Here is a 19,006-nt window from a genome sequence, read left to right as displayed (position 1 = left end):
GGCTCGCCGTCGTCCCCTCGCGGCTCCCTCGTTCGGCCGCGACGGGCCGCCCGACCCACCTCGCGGCCGCCTCCCGGAGTCCGACACCCCGGCGGATCGGCCATCGTCACGGACTCACACGCGGCCGCACGCGCCCTCGCCGAAGGCGATAAGGTCGCGCCGCCCCGTGATCCGGGCATGAGTCAGGCGCTGGTCATCGTCGCCCACGGGTCGCATCTCAACCCCGGGTCGAGCGCACCCACCTACGAGCACGCGGACACCATCCGCGCGGCCGGCGCGTTCGACGAGGTCCGCACCGGCTACTGGAAGGAGGAGCCGAGCCTCCGGGAGGTGCTCCGCACCGTCGAGGCCGACGAGGTGTACGTCGTCCCGATGTTCATCTCGGAGGGGTACTTCACCGAACAGGTGATCCCGCGGGAGCTCCGCCTCGACGGCTGGGACGTCGCCGACTGGGACTCCGACGGCCTCTCGGCGGACGTCGCCACCTACGTCGCCGAGGACACCGGTCAGACGGTCCACTACTGCGGCCCCGTCGGCACCCACGAGTCGATGACGGACGTGTTGATCCGCCGCGCCGAGAGCGTCACCGAGGACCCGCACGTCGGCGAGGGGTTCGGCTTCGCCGTCGTCGGCCACGGCACCGAGCGCAACGAGAACTCCGCGAAGGCGATCGAGTACCACGCCGAGCGCGTCCGCGAGACGGGCCGCTTCGACGAGGTGCAGGCGCTGTACATGGACGAGGAGCCGGAGGTGGACGACGTGACCGACTTCTTCGAGTCCGAGGACGTCGTCGTCGTCCCCCTGTTCATCTCCGACGGGTTCCACACGCAGGAGGACATCCCCGAGGACATGGGGCTGACCGACGACTACCGCACGGGGTACGACGTGCCCGCCGCGGTCGACGGCCACCGCATCTGGTACGCCGGCGCCGTCGGCACCGAGGCGCTGATGGCCGACGTGGTGCTGGAGCGCGCCGCCGAGGCCGGCGCCGACGTGTCGAGCGCCATCGAGGCCGTCCGCGAGACGACCCGCGTCGCCCCGGGGGCGGACGACTGAATGCTGGCGCGACAGTTCGACGCCCTCGTCGACGAGGCCGAGTCCGGGATCGCGTTCGACGGCCTGCACGTCGCGCGCGCCTCCGACGGCGGCTACACGTTCGGCACGCCCGACCACGAGGCGACGGGCCTGTCGGAGGCGGAACTCCACGCCCACGCCGACGGCAGTCCGTACGTCACCAACTGGTACTTCTGGGAGCGCGAGGTGCAGCGCCACGACTCCCCCCGGCGGGCGTTCCTCCGGCGGGCGGAGGCGGCCGCCGACCACGACCCCGGCGAGCGCTACGAGGCGCTGCGGGAGGGGCTGGTGACCGAGTGGGGTCACCTCCGGATCGAGGCGACGGTCGACCCCGACGACGGCGCACGGCGCTACGACGTGCGCCACGTCGACGACGCCGACCACGCGGTCGCGGACCTGGAGGCGCACGACGACCCGCTCGACGCCCGCGAGATCGCCAAGTACGACGACGACGGGATGTACCGACCGCTCAAGCCCGCGACGAACACGCCCACGGGCTGGGTGTTCCCCGACCTCGACTGGCGCGACGCCGTCGAGACGGTGGAGCTGTTCCTCCCCGCGACGGTCGCCAACTGGTACCGCGAGCAGCGGGGGGAGTTGGACGTCGACCACTGGACGGACACGATGGAGCGCCAGACCGGCATCTACGGCGTCGTCGAGGAACTCCCCCGCGAGGCCGTCGAGTGGGTCGCCGAGGCCGCGTGTGACGACTCCCAGTGCACGAAGCGCCGCGAGTGGCAGTACAGCGCGGACGACGAGTTGGCCGCCGACGGCGGCGCCGGCGTCTACCCGTGTCGCGAGCCGTGTTCGCTCGTCGTCGCCGCCGGCCGCAAGTGGACGAAGCTGGAGGAGGAGGAGCCCCGCGAGTACACGTTCCACCTGACCCCCAGCGAGAAGGAGCAGGTCGAGGGGATCGTCGAGGCGGTCGCGGACGACCGCGTCGACGAGATCCGGGAGGCCGACGTGTACGAGGACGCCAACCGCTACCGGACGCGCTACCTCCGCGCGAAACTGTTCGACGACCACGGCAACCTCGGCGGCGTCCCGACCGACCCCGAGGCGCACCACGACGCGGAAGCCCACGACGGCGACGGCGACAGCCACGGCGACCACGACGCGGACAACCACGACGGCGACCACGACGACCACGACGAGTAGCCGGAGGTCGTCGCGCGCCCCGCCGCGCGACCGCCGGTCACCGGATCAACAGGAAGACCGCGACGGCGACGGCGACGAACACGACGACGACGCCGAGCGTCACGACGACGCTGTCCAACACGAGCGCGAGCGCCACCGCGCCGACGAGGGCGAGGCCGGCGACGGCGCCGACGCCGACGGTCGCGGGGTCGACGTCGACCGGGACGGTCGGCCGGTCCGGGGCGTCGGCCGACTCGACGGGCGCCGGCTCGCCGCCGTCGCCGGCGGCCGCGCCCGGGGACGGGCGTACGACTCGTCGACGTCGATGGGCGCGGGCGGGGGTCGACCCTGACGGCGACCTCGGTCCCGTCGGCGCCGTGGCCCGTGACGACGCGGAGGGTGCCCTCGACCGGGTCGTCGACGCGGGCGACCCGCACGGGCACCGCGAGCGTCCGTCCGGCGTCGACGTAGTGGTTCGAGGTCTCCACGGCCGTCGCGTCCGCGACGGGGCCCGTGAACCGGAGGTGGACGTGCACCGGCTCGCCCTCGTTGTGTAACTCGACCGCGAACCCCTCGTCGGTCGCGAACGACTCGGGCGCGAGCGCCTCGTTCAGGCGGTCGCGGTTCAGCGTCACCCCCAAGGTGGCTGCCTCTGACGACACGTGCGTTCATCCGAACGACCGGACAAAAAGGTTCGTTGCGGGCGGCTGCGGGGTTACTCGTCGCGCATGTCCGGCGGCAGGAGGTTCGGGATGCCGTCCTCGATCGGGTACGTCTCCCCGCAGTCCGTGCAGGTGAGGGTTCCCTCGACGATCTCGCCGTCCTCGCCGGCCTCGCGCTCGGTGACCTCGAGTTCGAGGTCGTGCTTGTCGAGCGGGCAGCAGACGATGTCCAACAGGGACTCCTTCATTACGTCAGCGGTGGCGCGGGCCGGCCAAAAGCATACGGGTTCCCCGCGACCTCACTCGCCGGCGTCCTCGCGGAAGCGCCCGACGCGCCGGCTCCAGTCCCACTCGAGCGAGCGGACCCGCGGCCGCTCGTCGGCGCCGAGCAGCCCGTGCTCGCGCAGCAGCCGGCGGACGCCGGCGGCCCCGCCGAAGTCGCCCCGGAACCACAGACACACGCGGGGCACGCGCACCACCGAGCGGCCGAGGCGGCCGGTGTCGTGCTCGACGGTCCGCTCCAGGTACAGCGCGGTCGCGTCGGCGAGTTCGGCGTCCACGTCGGCCGAGTACGCCGCGATCGCGGGACACGACTCGGCCGCGCAGTTGAGCGCGAAGTGGATCCGCGGGTCGACCGTCTCCACCCGGTGACGGCGTTCGAACGCCGACGGCCGGAGCCGGGGGAGGTAGCCCAGCCCGTACTTCGAGCGCCCGCGGAGCAGGCCGTGTTCGACGTCGTCGAGCGAGAGGTCCGTCCCCGCGACGGTGAGCGCGGGGGCGGCGAAGAACCGCCCGCGCGACTCGTACAGGTCGGGGCGCTCGGTCGCGAGGAGTTGCGCGCCGGCGTTGTAGCAGTTCAGCCAGAACGCGAGCCGCTCGGCGCGACCCAGCGCGTCGAGCGCCGCCTCGTCGAGCCCCGCGAGAGCCGCGCGCTCGGCGGCGACGTCGTCGCCGCGTTTCACCCCGATCAGGAGGGCGCGGCTGGCCGCCAGCGGGTCCGTGGGGGCCGCGTCGTGGACGGGCTCCGTGGCGTCGTCGGCGCGGGGGGACACACCGGTCGTGGGGGCGCCGGACACAAAGCCGTGTCTCAGGCGTGTGCGAGCCACGTCCACGCCAGCGCCGTCGTCGTCGCCAGCGTCGCCATCGCGGCGACCGCCGGCAGCGGCGAACGGCGACGGGTCAGCGACCCGGCGGCCCACGCGACGGCGGGCAACGCGAGCGCGTGCGCGGCGACGACCAGCGGCGGGAGCGCCCCGGCGGCCGCGACGAGCACGACGACGCCGGGGTAGCCCGCGGCGAACGCGAGCCCGAGCGCCCGCAGTCGCCGCGGCGACAGTCGCACCGCGAGCGTCCGCTTGCCGGTCGCGGCGTCGGCCGCCCGGTCGGCGTAGTGGGTCGCCAGCAGGTTCGGGACGACGAGCCACGCGAACGGCACGAACGCGAGGGCCGTGGCCGCGCCGGGACGGGCGAGCGTCGCGTACCCCGCAGCCGGGAGCAGCACCGCGCCGAGGAGCACGTTCGTCCCCTCGCCGACGCCGCGGGCGACCAGTCGCACCGGCGGCAGCGAGTACGCCCACCCGACGACGAGGACGGCCGCCAGCAGCGCGAGCGTCGTCGCGGGGACGTCGGCGGCGACGGCGACGGCGAGCGCGATCCCGGCGACGACGGCGGCCCCGACCGTCGCCCGGGCGGCGACGCGCGGCGACAGCCCCAGGTCCGCGAGCGCGCCGCTCCCGCCCGAGAACGGGGTGCGTTCGGTTCGGGCGTCCGTCCCGGCGTCGGCGTACTCGTTGGCGTAGTGGACGCTCGCGGCGACCGGGAGGAGGACGGCCGCCCCGGCGAGGAGCGCGTCGCCGTCGGCGGCGGCCCCGCGGGCGAGCGCCATCGCCGCGCCCAGCCAGTACACCGCGAGGATCAACAGCACCTGCGCGGGGCGGGCCATCCGCCACAGCGCCAGCGCGCGCCTACGCACGCTCGTCGCCGCCGTCCGCGTCGTCGGGGGTCGCGTCGCCGGCGCCCTCGCGCCCGGTCGCCCGCCGACACGCCGCGAGCAGGTCGTCGACCGGCGGCCGGTCCGCGGGGCGGCGGCCGGGGAACGCCGCCGCGACGGCGGGGTCGCCGCGGAGGTCGAGCACGACCGCCAGCGGCATCCGGCCGACGAGGTCGAACAGGTTCCCGAGCGCCCCGAACCGGGTCGGCTGGTCGTACGCGTCGCCGGTCTCGCCGCCCGGGTCCGCGAGCACCGGGTACGGCAGGTCGACGACCCCCTGCCAGTCGCGGGTGCGGTCGACGGACTCCGGGAGGACGGACGCCACCTCGGCGCCGGCCGCGCGGAACTCGTCGTATCGGTCGGCGACGGCGGCGACCTGCCGCCGGCAGTTGCCGCAGAAGTAGTCGCGCTGGAACAGCAGCAACAGCGCGTCGTGGTCGGCGGCGGCGTCTGCGGGGCCGTACGGGTCCGGACCGACGCCGACGTTCGGGAGCGAGAAGTCGGGGGCGGGCGACCCCTCGATGGAGCGAGTCACACTACGGAGTGGGGCGCGAGCCGGGTAGTCGTTTTCCCGTGTGCCGGCGCGCTCGCGGGGGTCCCCGACGACGGAGCTAACAGGCCGCGGGACGGAGGGATCGCCATGACCCGCGCCGCCGTCGAGGAGGGGTTCGAGCGGTTCGTCGGCGACACCGTCCGGGCCACGTTCGAGGAGTTCTCCGTCGTCAACGCCCTCCGGGGCGGACGGGGACCGCCGGGGGTGATCGAGCGTCTCCTGAAGAACAACGAGGCGTTGGAGCGGACGGTCGTCCGGCCGGAGCTGCACGCCTACCGCGACCGCGTGCTCGCGCAGTTCGGCGCGTCGCTGGACGCGTACGCGAGCGACGACCCGTTCGAGGCCCACCGCGACAGCGTGCTCGCGGACGACGCCTACGCCGAGGCGCTCCGGCCGGACCTCCCCGGGCGCGCCGCGAGGCGATCCGCGACGCGCTCGTCGAGCGACAGCGCGACCTCGCGGCCGCGGTCCAGCCGCTCGTCGCGAGCGACGCCGACGAGTTCTGGGCGGCGGTCGCGGACGCGTTCACCCCCGAGGAGGCGCTCGCGTTCGTCGACGAACGCTTCGTGTTCACCGGCCCGCTGGAGGCGTACCCCGACGCGTTCCGGCTGGAGACGCGGATCGACCCCGGGGAGGTGGTCGGCGGCGTCGGTGGACTGCTCGCCGGCGGCCTCCCGGCCGTCCGCGTCGACTACACCGACGAGGCGTGCCGAGCGATGCGGCGCGCGGAGGAGCGCGTCCGGACGGAGGCGCGTCGGGAGGTCCGGCGACGGCTGTAGTGTCGCCGGGTTTTTGCGACGGGGACGACAGGCCCGCCCCGTGTCGACACTGTACGAGCGGCTCGGCGGCGACGACGCGATCGCGACGGTGGTCGACGACTTCTACGACCGGATGCTCGACGACGACCGCGTGCGTCACTACTTCGACGACGTGGACATGGAGCGGCAGCGACGCCACCAGACGCTGTTCCTCGCGAGCGTCGCGGGCGGGACCGACGCCTACGACGGCGCGGACATGGCGACGGCCCACGAGGACCTGGGGATCACCGACCGCGAGTTCGGGATCGTCGCGGAACACCTCGACGCGGCGCTCGCCGACGCCGGCGTCGACGAGGCGGACCGCGAGGCGGTGCTGTCCGAGGTCGCGGCCCTGAAGCCCGCGATCGTCTCCGCGTAACGCGGCGGGCGGCTACTCCCAGGGGTTCGTCCGCACGACCGTCTGCTCGCGGTCGGGACCGAGCCCGACGGCGTAGACGGGCGTGTCGAGCTGCTGTTCGAGGTACTCTAGGTACGCCAGCGCCGCGTCCGGGAGGGCGTCGTACCCCTCGGCGGCGACGGCGTCCCAGTCGACCTCGGGCCACGGCTCGAACTCCTCGAGCACCGGCTCGCACTCGGCCCACCGCTCGGTCGTCGCCGGCAGGGAGAGCCGCTCTTCGCCCTCCAGCTCGTAGGCGTGGCCGACGTGGAGCTCGTCGAGCCCCGCGAGCACGTCGAGGTGGTTGACCGCGACGCCGGTGTAGCCGTTGACGCGCGCCGCGTGGCGCAACATCGGCACGTCGAGCCAGCCGATGCGGCGCGGGCGCCCGGTGACGGTGCCGAACTCGCCGCCCTTCTCGCGGATGTCCGAGGCGAGCGCCGCCTCGGCCTCGTCGCCGTCGAGTTCGGTCGGCATCGGCCCCTCGCCGACGCGCGAGAGGTACCCCTTCACGACGCCGACGACCTCGCCGCCGCCCGTCACCGTCGGGCCGACGCCCGAGCCGGTGGCCGCGCCGCCGGCGGTCGGGTTCGAGGAGGTGACGTACGGGTAGCTCCCGTGGTCGATGTCGATGAGGGTGCCCTGCGCCCCCTCGAACATCACGTTCTTGCCCGCCGCGCGCTGCTCGTACAGGAAGTCCGAGCAGTTGACCGTCATCCCCTCCTCGCGGAGGCGACGGCCGAACGCGGCGTACTCCTCGTGGAGCGCGTCGACGTCGCACTCCTCGCCGGCCTCCAGCCCGTAGATGTCCTCGATGACCGCGCGCTTCTGCGGGACGACGTACTCCAGGCGGTCGCGCAGCACCTCGGGGTCGAGGAGGTCGCCGACGCGGACGCCGCGGCGGCCCGCCTTGTCCTCGTAGGTGGGCCCGATGCCGCGCCCGGTGGTGCCGACCTTCACGTCGGAGTCTTCCTTCGCTTCCTCCTCGATGGAATCGAGCCGGCGGTGGTACGGGAGGATGACGTGCGCGCGCTTGGCGACGCGGACGTCGGGGTCGAGCCCCCGCTCGCGGAGCGTCCCGATCTCCTCGAAGAGGGTCCGGGGGTTCACGACGCAGCCGTTGCCGAGGACGCCGACCTTGCCGCGGACGGCGCCGGAGGGGACCAACGAGAGCGCGTACTCCTCCCCGCCCTCGACGACGGTGTGGCCGGCGTTGTCGCCGCCCTGATACCGCACGACGACGTCGGCGTCCCCGCCCCAGAGGTCGACGAGGGCACCCTTGCCCTCGTCCCCGAGCTGGGAGCCGACGATGGTGACAGTCATACCGGACGCTGTTTCCGCACGGCCCGGTAAACCGATTACGGTCCGGCGCCGTCGAGAATGCACACTCGTGTATACTATCTCGATGTCGTCGCCCGGACTGTTCGTGTCCACGCATTATCGTCGCGATCGGCGTGCGTAAGCGTTAACCACACCCACGCCCGACTACCGCCCGGAATCGCACGACGACGTGACGGTCCCGTTACCCGTAGCCGGCCGAGAGGAGAACTTTTAAATCATGCACGGACAAGTTAACACGTGCCATGATAGACAGACTTGAGAAGGAGGTCGATATGCTGGAGCGGCACCTCCAAGTCCTCCGGATGGTCATCGAGAACGAGCCGATCGGGATCGTGAAGATGTCCAACGAGACCGGCTACCCCCACCACAAGGTCCGCTACTCGCTGCGGGTCCTGGAGGAGGAGAACCTCATCGAACCCTCGAGCCAGGGTGCGATCACCACCGAGCGCACCGCGGAGTTCGTCGGCGACCTCGACGACAAACTCGACGAGATCGTCGAGAAGATCGGCGGCATGCGCATCGAGGACGCGCCGGAACTCGAGAGCTGATCCGACCGCGGTCCCCGTTCTCGCGCCGCCGGAAGCGCCCGCTTCGGGCGGCGCTCTTCTACCGCAGACCGGTCGCGAGCGACGGCTCGCGTCGCTCGCGACCGCGTTCGTCCCGCGAAAACGGACGGCGACGCCGAGCTACAGTTCCGGGACGTTGACGTGGAACTCGCCGTCGCGCGACTCGACCAGACAGAGGTGGAACCCCTGCTTGCGCGACAGCTTCACGAAGCTCTTGCGCTTGCCCCGCGAGAGCAGGCCGCCGCCGGTGGCGTCGGCGGCCGCCTCGAGGGCGCCGGGCTCGAAGAACGAGGCGGTGACGTAGAACCCGGCCGCGAGGTGTTCGTCGGCGTCGGCGACGGCGCTCGCGTCGCCGACCAGCCCGTCGAGCATCGACTCCGTGGTCGCGTCGCGACCCTCGGTCACGTCCGCGACCAGCAGGGGGTTCCCCATCCGGTCGCGTAGGACGACGTCGAAGCCGTGCTCGGTCGAGCCGCCGTCCTCCTCCTCCAGGGTCACCGTGCCGTCGAGTTCCGCCCGGTCGACCTCGGGGATGGCGTCGAACAGGTCCCGCAGCGCCGACTCGTTGCCCGTGCTCTGGATCTCGTACAGCAGCTCCCGCACGGCCCACTCGACGAAGCCGTACTCGATGGTGTCGGTCAGGAACTCCCGGAACGGGCGGCCGTCGACGGCCGCGTCGTCGCTCTCGAACTCCGTGTGCACCTCCAGCCGGAGGTTGTCGTTCACGTCCGAGCGGGTCGCGCCGCCGGCGTGGGCCTTCTCCAGCGTCGCCCCGCCTTTCGTGTCGTAGCGGACGAACAGGTTCGTCCCGGCGAGCGCACGGTCGGCCGACACCGTCCGCGTCGGCGCGGCGTCGGCCCCGTCGGTGCCGGCCGCCGCGGCGTCGGCGCGCGACTCGGCGGCCGACAGCTCCTCGCGCGCGGTCGACAGCTCCGACTCCAACTGCTCGACGCGCGACCGCAGGCGGTCGTTCTCCTCGGTCAGGCGGTCGATCTCGTCCTCGCTGGCCTCGAGGCGGTCGCGGGCCTCCCGCACCGCCTCGCGGGCGCGGTCGCGCTCGGCGCGGACGGTCGCCAGCTTCCTCGGCGGCGGCCGTCGACTCGCCGCCGGCGCTCGCCGACCCGGACGGCGGGGTGCGCGCGTCGGTCGCCCGGGCGTCGTCCGTCGCGTCGGCGGCCTCGGCGGCGCCGTCGTCGGTCGGTCGGCGGCGCGTCCTCGCGGCCGCCGCGGACCGCTCGCGCGCCCCGTTGCCGGTCGCGTCCGTCGGTCCGGGCGTGGCCGACCGCGACGGGTCCAGCGACGGGATGGCGCGCGTCTCGCGCCACTCCTCCTCGGCGGAGAACGGGTCGCCGTTGGCGTCGGTCGGCGGGTCCTCCCCGGGCGCGTCGGCCGTCGACGCGTCCGCTCTCGACGCGTCGCCCGCCGGCCCGACGTCCGTCCGGGGGTCGACGGGTCGGCCTCGGGCGTCGCGGCGTCGTCGCCCGCCGGGGCCGGCTCCGGGTCCGACTCGGGCGCCGAGTCGGGGGTCGCGTCGGCGGTCGCCCCGGCGTCGGCGGACGGCTCCGCGGCACGGTCGGTCGCTTCCGGCTCCGCCGGCGACGTGTCGCGCCGGTCGCCGGCCGTCCCGGCGGCCGCCGCGCCGCCGAAGGTGACGCCGTCGGGCTCCGGCCCGTCGGCCGACGCGTCGGCGGGCTCGGCCGCCGTGTCGTCGGGTTCGGCCTCCGGGATCGGGTCCGGGCCGTCGTCTGGCGCCGCCGCGGGCTCCGGCTCCGGCTCCGGTTCGGCGTCGGCCGCCGACGGCAGCTCGACGACGTCGATGTCGACGTCGACGACCTCGTAGATCCCCACCTCGTCGTCGGCGGCGTCGAACGCCTCGTCGCCGGTGAGCACCTGCTTCTGTTCGCCGGTCCCGACGAACGCACACGCGAGACGGCGGCCGCCGTAGTACACCGCGTAGTAGTCGCCCGACAGGACGTTCTCCGACAGTTCGATGTAGCCGGTGAACTTCCCCGACGAGAGCTTCGCGTCGGCCGCCGACAGGGCCGTGTCGTTCGTGTAGTAGCGCGCCTTCGTGTCGCCACCCGTCTCCCGCATCGCGAACAGCAGCGGGAACGAGGGGTCGGGCGCCGCGTAGGCGGTGCCGTCAGCGTCCGCGAACGAGTCGAGCGACCCGTCGAAGACGCCGACGATCCGGCCGTTCAACATGAACAGCCAGGCGTGTCCCTCGGTGACCGCCCCCGTGAAGTCGCGGGACTGCAGGGTACGGAGCCCGTCGATCCCCCCCGAGAGCGGCTCGGACTCCCACCCGGTCACCGTGTCGATTGTTTCGCCGTCCATCGCCGGTACATCGCCCCGTCCGACGCAAATACCTTCCGCCTGATCGGACGGCCGTCGGACGGCCGTCAGTCGATCTCGCTGACAGGACCGGCGGCGAGCGAGCGCCCCGAGACGGCCGGTCGGCCGCCGCCGGCCTCCCCGCCCTCACCCGAAGATCGCGAACAGGAACAGGAACCCGAAGTAGAACAGCACGAGCAGGCCGAGGGAGACGATCCGGAACCGCCGGAGGTCGGCGGCCTCGTCGTCGCGGGCGGCGTCGTAGGCGGCGCGCTCGTCGGCCGTGAGGTCGGGGTGCGACTGCCCGAGGTGGAGGTCGCGGTGGCGCTCGCGGGCGAACGGCCGCCCGCAGCGGGGGCACTCGTGGGCGGTCGCGTCCGGCGGCACCGCGTACGGCTCGGCGTCGCTCGCGGTCGCGGGGGCGGTGTCGCGGCTCATACGAACGGGGGCGCACCTCCGGGGCGCGAGACGATCCACAGGCTCGCCATCGTGTACGCCACCATCGCGACCGTGACGCCGTACTGGCTCCGGATCGCCTGCAGGCGGTCGGGGAACAGGTCGTAGGCGGTCGAGTGCGCGACCCAGACGGCCAGCAGGTGGCCGCCGAGCACGGCCGCGACGCCGACGCCGCCCACCCACCCCGGGACGAGCAACACGGGGAGGGCGGCGACCGGCGGCGGCGACAGCGGGGCCGTCGCCACGACCGCGAGCGTCGGCGCCAGCGACAGCGCCGTCCCGAGGTTGTGCGCGAGGTGGTAGCCGGCGGCGATGGCCAACAGCGACGGCGCGAACCGGCGCGCGAGTTCGCCCGGCGCCACGAAGGTGTCGGCCGTCCGGCGCGCCGCCCGCGCCGACGCGAGGTACAGCCACAGGAACAGGCCGTACCCCGCGAGCATCGCCAGCAGGTAGACGACCAGCGCGGGCACCCCCACCCCCACGAGCGGGCGGGCGACGTCGGCCCACAGGCTCGTGCCGACGAAGCCGTCGTAGGTGGTGACGAACACCACCGCGACGACGAACCCCACGTCGTCGCGGCCGTCGACCCAGTCGGCCTCGGTGAGCCCCATGCCGGGGAGGCGGAGCCGGAGCCCGTCGGCGGTGCGGGCGACGGGGGCGACGCGGCCGTACGCCCGCAGGAGTTGCGAGACGGCGTCGGCGTTGCCGAACCAGTCGTCGACGCCGAACGCGACGCTGCCGGCGACCGAGACGGCGAGGTAGCCGAGCACGACGAGCGTGAGCAGGAACGGGTCGTCCGCCAGCGGCGTCACCACCTCGAGGTACACCAGCGCGAGCAGGCCGGCGACGGCGGGCCACGAGCCCAGCCGGTCGGGGTACGCGCGGTCGAGCGTCGGGAACACGCCCGCGACCGCCCGGAAGGGGTCGACGGCGGGCCACACGTTCCCGACGAGGTACGCCGAGAGCACGACCCAGCCCCACCAGCCGACCCACACGAGGAGCACCGCCGCGTTCCGGAGCGGGTCGGTGATCCCGAGCGACTCGGCGCCGAGCCCGGCGACGACCGTCACCGCGAGCGCGAGGAGGCCGACGCCGCGGGCCGCGAGCGTCGCCACCCGGCCGGCGTCCGGGAGCGGGCGCCCCCACGTGTCGATCCGGCGGATGTACGCGCGGTCGGTGACGGCGGAGGCGAGCAGGAACGACGCGCCGACGACCGCGCCGCCGGTCGCGAGGAACAGCCACGTCGGCACCGACACCGTCTCCCGGGCCGCGCTCCGGATGCCGCCGGCGTGGGCGGTCGCGCGGTCGGCGGCCGCCGCGGTCGCGAGCGCGGCGACGACGACCGGGAGGACACGGCGGGCGAGCCGGGTCGGACGGGGGGACCGTCGCATCGGTCGCCGTAGGGGGAGGGCGGCCGAGTAGCTTGCGGAACGGAACGCTCGGAGGCCGGGGCCCGACGGGCGACGGCGACGGCCGGCGCCGAGGCTACGGAGCGTCGGCGTCGGGAGAAGGGAACCGCGAACGGTCGCCGCGGGACGGTCAGACGCGCTTCGAGCGTGCTTCCCGGACTTCGGCACCTTCCCGCACCATGTCCTCACAGGACGGGCAGACGCGGACGTTGCTCATCCCCTCGGGGGCGAACACTCGAACGTACCGCTCGGTAACGAACGAACTACAGTTCCTACACTCCGGCATGCAACCGCAGCGACGTGCCGTACGGTAGTATGTGTGTCGGCCGTTCGCGGAAACTACCGCCGCCGGATCCCCGCGACCGACGCCGCCGGACCGCGCGCGCCCGGACCGCTGGCCGACGCAGGTGGGAGGATTTTTGTCTCCGCGTCGGCTACCCGCGCTCATGGCTACAGAAACGGAAGACGCCCACGACGACGGGCACCACCTCCCGGCGGTCGAGGACTGGCCGCGCGGGTTCGGGGAGGCCTCGTGGTGGCCGTTCGTCACGGCGCTCGGGGGCGCCGGCATCTACATCGGTGCGGCGCTGTACCTCATGGCGGTCGGCGACCGCAACCTCGTCGGGCCGATGGTCGGTCCCGCCGTCCTCGTCGGCAGCATCGGGCTGTTCCTCGTCGGCATCTACGGCTGGCTGTACCACGCGTTCGTCGTCCACTTCTGGGACCGCGGCGCGGACGAACACTCCGCCAGCAAACTCCGGTGGGGGATGCTCGCGTTCCTCGGGTCGGAGATCGCGACGTTCAGCGCCGGCTTCACGTACTTCTTCTTCATCCGCTCGCAGGACGCGTGGACGGAGATCGCCGCCGACCTCCCGCACCTGCTCGGGTCGCTGGTGATCATCAACACGGCGATCCTGATCGTCTCGTCGGTGACGCTGCACTTCGCCCACGGCGCGATCCGGGCGAACGACCGCCGGAAGTTCCTCGGCTGGCTCGGCGTCACGCTGGGGCTCGGCACCGTGTTCATCGGCGGGCAGGTGTACGAGTACTACGTGTTCATCCAGGAGGAGGGCTTCACCCTCTCCTCCGGGCTGTTCGGCTCGGCGTTCTACGGCCTCACCGGCCTCCACGGGCTGCACGTCTCGATGGGCGCGGTCCTGCTGGGGATCGTGTTCGTCCGCGGCCTGCTCGGGCAGTACTCGGCCGACCGCCACGTCTCGGTGACGACGGCCTCGATGTACTGGCACTTCGTCGACGCCGTCTGGATCTTCCTCGTCGTCGCGCTGTACGTCGGCGCCGAGGTCGGGGCGTAAGCCTCACTCGCGGCCGTCGTCCGCTTCTCCGCGTCCGTCCTCGTCGACCAGCTCCAGCGCCGCGACCACCCGTCGCTCCCCGTCGACGTACTTGTAGCACACCCCCGGCTCCTCGTCCTCGGTCGCCCGGTGGGAGCCGTCACACAACGGGAACTCGTCGCTCAGCCCGCAGCGACACACCGCGATGTCGCCGTACTCGTCGTGCAGGTCGTCCTCGTCGAAGCGGACCGGTCCGGTGTCGGTGAGCGTCACCTCGCGCATACGCGGGGCGACACGCCGGCGACGTATCAGTCCTCCCGGTCGGCGAACCACGTCGCCGGCTCCGGGAGGGCGCCGGAGACGACGCCCGCCAGCAGGAGGAAGTAGCCCGCGAGGCCGCCCGCCAGCGCCGCGACCGCGAGGGTGCCGAGCGCCGGTCCCCGAGCGCGACGACCGCGGGGCCGCCGCCGGCGACGAGGAGCGTGCCGCCCCAGCGGACCCGGCGGTCGCCCCACAGCCGTCGGGCGTCGTCGGGGCGGGCGGCCATCGCCACCTCGATCGCGACCGCCCCGGCGACGCCCGCGACCGCCGCGACGACGGTCTCGGGGGCGGCGAGCCGCGCGGCCGGCACCCCGAGCGCCGCCGCCCCCGCGAGGAGCGCGACCGCGGCCGCGAGCGCGAGGGCGGCGTCGCGGCGGCGGTCCGGCGCCGGTCCGGCGGTCGCGTCGCGGGGCACGCCCGTCGATCCGGGTGCGTGGTGTTTAATCCGCCCGCCCCGGTAAGCGGGGTATGCCATCGGCGACCCGTCGAGCGACCGAGTACCTCCTCGGCGCGTTCGGCGTGATGCTGCTCCTCGCGTTCGTCTACCAGTGGGGGTTCGCGACGTTCGAGGGCCAGCGGATCGACTACATCAGCTCGCTGTACGTGGTCGTCGAGACGTTCACGACGACCGGGTTCGGGCTGTACGCCGACGAGTGGGACACGAACGCCATGCAGCTGCTGATGATCGGGTTCCAACTGTCCGGCGTCGGGCTCATCTTCCTCGCGCTGCCGGCGGTGATCATCCCGCTGATCAACGAGGCGCTCACCAGTTCGCCGCCGACGACCACCGCCGCGAGCGACCACGTCGTCATCTGCGCGTTCACGCCGCGCGGCGAGACGCTCGTGAAGGAACTCCGTGCGCGCGACCAGCCGTACGTCGTCGTGGAGCCGGACGCCGACCGGGCGGTCGAGCTGTCGGGCGACCACGACGTCGTCCACGGCGACCCCGAGGAGGTCGAGGCGCTGGCGCGGGCGAACGTCGCCGACGCGCGCGCGCTCGTCGCGGACGCCGACGACGAGACGAACGCGAGCGTCGTCCTCTCCGCCCGGGAGGTGTCCGAGGAGGTCCGGGTGGTCAGCCTCGTCGAGGACGAGGACGTCGCCGACTACCACCGCTACGCGGGCGCCGACCGCGTCATCTCGCCGAGACGGCTGCTGGGGGAGAGCCTCGGCGCGAAGGCGACCGCCAGCGTCGCCGACGAACTCGGCGACGGCGTCGAGATCGGCGAGGACTTCCAGATCGCCGAACTGCTCGTCCACCACGGCAGCCCGCTCGTCGGCGAGACGGTCGCGGAGTCGGCCATCGGGGAGCGCACCGGCGCCAACGTGCTCGGCGCGTGGGACGACGGCGAGTTCGAGTCGCCGCCCCGCCCCGAGCGCGTCATCGACGAGCACACCGTCCTGCTCGTCGTGGGCACCGAGGCGGAGCTGGAGGAGCTCAAGGAGCTGACCCTCTCGGAGACCCGTCGCCGCCGCCGCGGGCGGGTGCTCGTCGTCGGCTACGGGATGGTCGGCCACAGCGCCGCCGGCGAACTCCGCCCGACCGACGACGTGGTCGTGGTCGACCTCGAGGACGACGACGGCGTCGACGTCGTCGGCGACGCCACCGAGCGCGAGACGCTGGAGGAGGCCGGCATCCACGACGCCCGCGCGGTCGTGCTCGCGCTCGACTCGGACACGACGACCATCTTCGCGACGCTGGCGGTGAAACAGGTCGCCCCCCACGCGGAGGTGATCGTCCGCGCGAACGACGCCGACTCCGTGCCGAAGCTGTACCGCGCGGGCGCCGAGTACGTGCTCGCGCTGTCGACCGTCTCGGGGCGCCTGCTCGCGTCGTACCTGCTCGACGAGGAGGTGTTGAGGCCGGAGACACAGGTCGACCTCGTACGGACGCGCGCGCCGCGACTGGAGGGGGAGGGGCTCGCGGAGGCGGACGTCCGCGCCCGCACCGGCGTCACCGTCGTCGCCATCGAGCGCGACGGCGACCTCCTCACCGACATCGGCCCCGACACTCGGGTCGTCCCCGACGACACGCTCGTCGTCGCCGGCACCGACGACGCCGTCAACCGCTTCAACGAACTGTTCTGTTGAGCCGCCGCGGCCGCCACGGCCGGCGCGGCGACTACCGCGCGGCGACGAACACGACCGCCTGCCCGTTCGCCAGTTCCACGGCCTCGTCGAGCGCCGGGGGCGCCTCGCGACCCTCGGCGACGCCGGGGGCGACGAGGGCCGCCTCGAACGCCGCCGGGTCGAGGTCGGCGTCGACGAGGTCGGCGGGCGTCACCGCCGTCGGGGCGCCCTCCATGTTGCCGACGAACAGCACGCGCTCGTCGCCGGCGGGCGACTCCCGCAGGCCGTAGTAGACCACCGAGCCGTTGGCGGGGTTGCGGTAGCCGAACCGGTCGGTCGCCTCGGCGGCGTCGGCGGTCACCGGCCCCTCGTCGTCCGGCGCGTCGGGCAGCCGCATCGACTCGCGGAGCCACGGCCGTTCCTGGCGGAACTCGCGGACGCGCCGCGCGAAGCCGGTGCGCTCGGCGTCCTGCGCGTCGCGCCAGTGCCCGAGGTTGGCGAAGTCGGCCACGTCGCGCATCCACGCGTCGGCGAACGCGTCCAGGTTCGCGGGCGTCAGGTCCATCGGCGGGTCGAGCGGCTCCAGCATCGCGCACATCGCCTCCGAGTCGTAGTCGGTCGGCTCGATCGTCGCCGCCAGCGCCTTCACGAACGCGTCGAGCTCCTCGCGCGTCCCGAAGCCCAACGCCTTCAGCCGGGTGAAGAAGCGGTCGTCGTCGTAGTCGCCCTCGCGCACCTGCCAGTCGAGGAGGTTGTGCTCGTCGGCGACGACCTTCACGTTCCACTCGGCGTCGGTGTCGCGGACGAACCCCCACGGCCCGCGGGCGTTGGCGTTGAGGAAGTCCATCGGCACGCCCGGCAGGAGCGTGTGCAGCAGGGCGTTCGTCGCGGGGTTGTCGTACGCGCGGTCGATGATCTCCGGGGCGGAGTCGCCGAGGTAGCGGTTGATCGGGTCGCCCTCCCACGACTCGGGCACGTCGACCTGCGTCCCGCGGCGGACGGTGTCGTGGTTGGCGACGCCGGTGATCCAGTTGCCGCCCATGTCGGCGACCTCGCGGACGCGCCACCACTTGCTCGCCCAGAAGGTGAGCATCGCGGGCTTGTTGTGCGCGAACGTGATCGGCGACCACTGGAACGAGTGGGGGTGCTGCTCGATGAGGGTGCGGTAGGTGGAGGCCAGCTCCCAGTCGTGGCGCGGCCACGGGCGGCCGTCCTCGTAGATCATCCACGGCCGGTACTCGGTGCCGGCGACCTCCTGCGTGACGGCGTCCATCTCCGCGAGGAAGTCGTCGTCGTGCTCCATCTCGCCGGTCTCGGGGTTGTAGTTGCGGAAGTCCTGCGCGCCGTCGACGCGGATGCCGTCGGCGCCCCAGTCCATCTTCCGGCGCTGGAGGTCGAGCACGTGGGCGCGCACCATCGGGTCGAGGTAGTCGAGGTGCTGGCCGTACATCCCCGGGCCGTGGAAGAACCGGTCCGGGAGGATCCGCAGGCCGCCGTCGTCGGCGTGGCCCAACGCCACGTCGAACACGACCTTCACGGGGTCGGGGAGCCCGTGACAGGCGGCGATGAAGTCGACGAGTTCGTCGGGCCGCCCGGACTCGAGGATCGACGGACAGGGCGCGCCGAACGCGCCGACGACGATGTCGTACCCCCAGTTCACCTTGTCGGGCCGGGCGACGGTCGCCGTCGCCGTGTCGCCGTCGCGGGCGACCCCGCGCCAGTTGCCCGGCGCGTCCGACCGCTCGGTGAGCGGCTCGACGGGCATCAACTGGACGGCGTCGTAGCCGGCGAACGTCTCCTCGAACGCGGTCGGGTCCTCGCCCGCGCGCTCCTTCTCGCCGACCGTCTCGACGAAGTCGGCGAGCCCGGCGAGCGAGCCGCGCTCGGTCGCGGTGCCGGGGTGGATCTCCACCATGCTCGTCGCCGGGTCGACGCGCGGGAGGCCGTCGTCCTCGCTGGTGGCGACGCGTTCGTCGTCGGTGCCCAGCGTCGCGAAGTAGTCGCGGTCGTCGCGCTCGGCGTCGAGCCGGGCGCGGTCGTACAGCTCCGCCGGCCCGAACGCGCCGAACGGCACCGAGTCGGCCAGCGGGTCCTGGACCGTCGCGAGGCCGTCCGCGACGAGTTCGCCGGGGAGGTCCGCCGGGTCGGCGTCGCTCGTCGCGTCGGCGGGGTCGTACACGAGCTGGTACAGGGAGCCGAGGCGCTCGCGGGTGCCCGGCACCGCGCCCTCGACGGCCGCGTACGTCACCTCGCCGGCGCGCCGCGTCGGCACCGTCGAGCGCTCGAACGTCACCTCGCGCGCGTCGACCGCGCCGGGGTCGACGTCCGCCGGCGGCGTGAGCACCTCCAGCGACACCGCCTCGGCCGGCACGCCGTGCTCGACGAGGCCGGGCGTCCAGATCCCGACCGTCGCGTGCCCGTCGCGCACGTGCGCGCCCAACTCGGGCACGAGCGCCTTCGCGGCCGCGAACGCGTCGTCGTGTTCGTCCCGGGTCGACTCGTGTCGCTCGACCAGCGCCGCCGTCTCGTCGGGGAGGAGCGTGGCTCCCCCCGTCGACTCCTGACTCATTGTCGGTGCCTGTAGCGCGAACGGCTTGATTGCTCGGG

The 19,006-nt window shown here is 73.5% G+C and carries 19 protein-coding genes and 1 pseudogene; 7 read left to right on the top strand and 13 right to left on the bottom strand.

Annotated features, from left to right (window positions below):
* Window positions 1-177 precede the first annotated feature (177 nt).
* Both P0R35_RS01110 and P0R35_RS01105 read left to right on the top strand, forming a co-directional pair.
* On the top strand, window positions 178-1,056 hold the full coding sequence (locus P0R35_RS01110) for a CbiX/SirB N-terminal domain-containing protein (RefSeq protein WP_284013417.1): 879 nt from the start codon (window positions 178-180) through the stop codon (window positions 1,054-1,056).
* Window positions 1,057-2,232, top strand: a complete 1,176-nt coding sequence (locus P0R35_RS01105; protein ID WP_284013416.1) for a DR2241 family protein — start codon at window positions 1,057-1,059, stop codon at window positions 2,230-2,232.
* A gap of 365 nt (window positions 2,233-2,597) precedes the next feature.
* Here the strand turns inward: P0R35_RS01105 and P0R35_RS16485 are convergent.
* The 5 genes and pseudogenes from P0R35_RS16485 to P0R35_RS01080 all read right to left on the bottom strand — a co-directional run.
* Window positions 2,598-2,846, bottom strand: a pseudogene (locus P0R35_RS16485) (DUF7524 family protein); the annotation flags it as partial.
* 80 nt (window positions 2,847-2,926) lie between these two features.
* Window positions 2,927-3,121 carry a methytransferase partner Trm112 gene (locus P0R35_RS01095; RefSeq protein ID WP_284013414.1) on the bottom strand — a complete coding sequence of 65 codons (195 nt, stop codon included), beginning with the start codon at window positions 3,119-3,121 and terminating at the stop codon, window positions 2,927-2,929.
* Between the two features lie 51 nt (window positions 3,122-3,172).
* On the bottom strand, window positions 3,173-3,925 hold the full coding sequence (locus P0R35_RS01090; protein WP_284013413.1) for a DUF547 domain-containing protein: 753 nt from the start codon (window positions 3,923-3,925) through the stop codon (window positions 3,173-3,175).
* A 35-nt stretch (window positions 3,926-3,960) separates the two neighbouring features.
* Window positions 3,961-4,845 carry a prenyltransferase gene (locus P0R35_RS01085; protein ID WP_284013412.1) on the bottom strand — a complete coding sequence of 295 codons (885 nt, stop codon included), beginning with the start codon at window positions 4,843-4,845 and terminating at the stop codon, window positions 3,961-3,963.
* The gene (locus P0R35_RS01080; protein ID WP_284013411.1) at window positions 4,838-5,398 is read right to left on the bottom strand and encodes a peroxiredoxin family protein; all 561 of its coding nucleotides are present in this window, start codon (window positions 5,396-5,398) and stop codon (window positions 4,838-4,840) included. Before P0R35_RS01080 ends, P0R35_RS01085 begins: the two co-directional genes overlap by 8 nt.
* A 584-nt stretch (window positions 5,399-5,982) precedes the next feature.
* On the opposite strand from P0R35_RS01080, the gene P0R35_RS01075 reads away from it, so the two are divergent.
* Complete coding sequence (locus P0R35_RS01075) at window positions 5,983-6,195, top strand: hypothetical protein (RefSeq protein ID WP_284013410.1); 213 nt, start codon at window positions 5,983-5,985, stop codon at window positions 6,193-6,195.
* A 40-nt stretch (window positions 6,196-6,235) separates the two neighbouring features.
* Window positions 6,236-6,592, top strand: coding sequence for a group I truncated hemoglobin (locus P0R35_RS01070; RefSeq protein WP_284013408.1), 357 nt, complete (start codon window positions 6,236-6,238; stop codon window positions 6,590-6,592).
* A 12-nt stretch (window positions 6,593-6,604) separates the two neighbouring features.
* Here the strand turns inward: P0R35_RS01070 and P0R35_RS01065 are convergent, their stop codons facing one another.
* Complete coding sequence (locus tag P0R35_RS01065) at window positions 6,605-7,933, bottom strand: adenylosuccinate synthase (protein WP_284013407.1); 1,329 nt, start codon at window positions 7,931-7,933, stop codon at window positions 6,605-6,607.
* Window positions 7,934-8,193: 260 nt separating this feature from the next.
* Here P0R35_RS01065 and P0R35_RS01060 point away from each other — a divergent pair, with 260 nt between their 5' ends.
* Window positions 8,194-8,499, top strand: coding sequence for a hypothetical protein (locus tag P0R35_RS01060; protein WP_284013405.1), 306 nt, complete (start codon window positions 8,194-8,196; stop codon window positions 8,497-8,499).
* A gap of 138 nt (window positions 8,500-8,637) precedes the next feature.
* On the opposite strand, the gene P0R35_RS01055 is transcribed toward P0R35_RS01060, so the two are convergent.
* The 4 genes from P0R35_RS01055 to P0R35_RS16480 form a co-directional block, all read right to left on the bottom strand.
* Entirely contained in the window at window positions 8,638-10,854 is a 2,217-nt protein-coding gene (locus tag P0R35_RS01055) for a DUF7527 domain-containing protein (RefSeq protein WP_284013404.1), read from the bottom strand.
* A 144-nt stretch (window positions 10,855-10,998) separates the two neighbouring features.
* Window positions 10,999-11,289, bottom strand: coding sequence for a DUF7410 domain-containing protein (locus tag P0R35_RS01050; protein ID WP_284013403.1), 291 nt, complete (start codon window positions 11,287-11,289; stop codon window positions 10,999-11,001).
* Window positions 11,286-12,698: a hypothetical protein gene (locus P0R35_RS01045; RefSeq protein WP_284013402.1), complete on the bottom strand. Its 1,413-nt coding sequence runs from the start codon at window positions 12,696-12,698 to the stop codon at window positions 11,286-11,288. Before P0R35_RS01045 ends, P0R35_RS01050 begins: the two co-directional genes overlap by 4 nt.
* A 148-nt stretch (window positions 12,699-12,846) precedes the next feature.
* On the bottom strand, window positions 12,847-13,002 hold the full coding sequence (locus P0R35_RS16480) for a DUF7563 family protein (RefSeq protein ID WP_432765020.1): 156 nt from the start codon (window positions 13,000-13,002) through the stop codon (window positions 12,847-12,849).
* Between the two features lie 160 nt (window positions 13,003-13,162).
* On the opposite strand from P0R35_RS16480, the gene P0R35_RS01040 reads away from it, so the two are divergent.
* Window positions 13,163-14,029 (top strand): cytochrome c oxidase subunit 3, encoded by an 867-nt coding sequence (locus P0R35_RS01040; protein ID WP_284013400.1) that lies wholly within the window; start codon window positions 13,163-13,165, stop codon window positions 14,027-14,029.
* 3 nt (window positions 14,030-14,032) lie between these two features.
* Here the strand turns inward: P0R35_RS01040 and P0R35_RS01035 are convergent, their stop codons facing one another.
* Both P0R35_RS01035 and P0R35_RS01030 read right to left on the bottom strand, forming a co-directional pair.
* Complete coding sequence (locus P0R35_RS01035; RefSeq protein WP_284013399.1) at window positions 14,033-14,290, bottom strand: CDGSH iron-sulfur domain-containing protein; 258 nt, start codon at window positions 14,288-14,290, stop codon at window positions 14,033-14,035.
* 26 nt (window positions 14,291-14,316) lie between these two features.
* Entirely contained in the window at window positions 14,317-14,523 is a 207-nt protein-coding gene (locus tag P0R35_RS01030; RefSeq protein WP_284013398.1) for a hypothetical protein, read from the bottom strand.
* A 274-nt stretch (window positions 14,524-14,797) separates the two neighbouring features.
* Here P0R35_RS01030 and P0R35_RS01025 point away from each other — a divergent pair, with 274 nt between their 5' ends.
* Window positions 14,798-16,420, top strand: a complete 1,623-nt coding sequence (locus P0R35_RS01025) for a potassium channel family protein (RefSeq protein ID WP_284013397.1) — start codon at window positions 14,798-14,800, stop codon at window positions 16,418-16,420.
* 31 nt (window positions 16,421-16,451) lie between these two features.
* Here P0R35_RS01025 and gghA read toward each other — a convergent pair whose 3' ends face one another.
* Window positions 16,452-18,968, bottom strand: coding sequence for a glucosylglycerol hydrolase (gene gghA / locus P0R35_RS01020; RefSeq protein WP_284013396.1), 2,517 nt, complete (start codon window positions 18,966-18,968; stop codon window positions 16,452-16,454).
* Window positions 18,969-19,006: the final 38 nt, after the last annotated feature.

The organism is Halobaculum litoreum, assembly GCF_030127125.1.
Lineage (GTDB): Archaea > Halobacteriota > Halobacteria > Halobacteriales > Haloferacaceae > Halobaculum > Halobaculum litoreum.
This window is presented reverse-complemented; position numbering and strand designations above follow the sequence as displayed.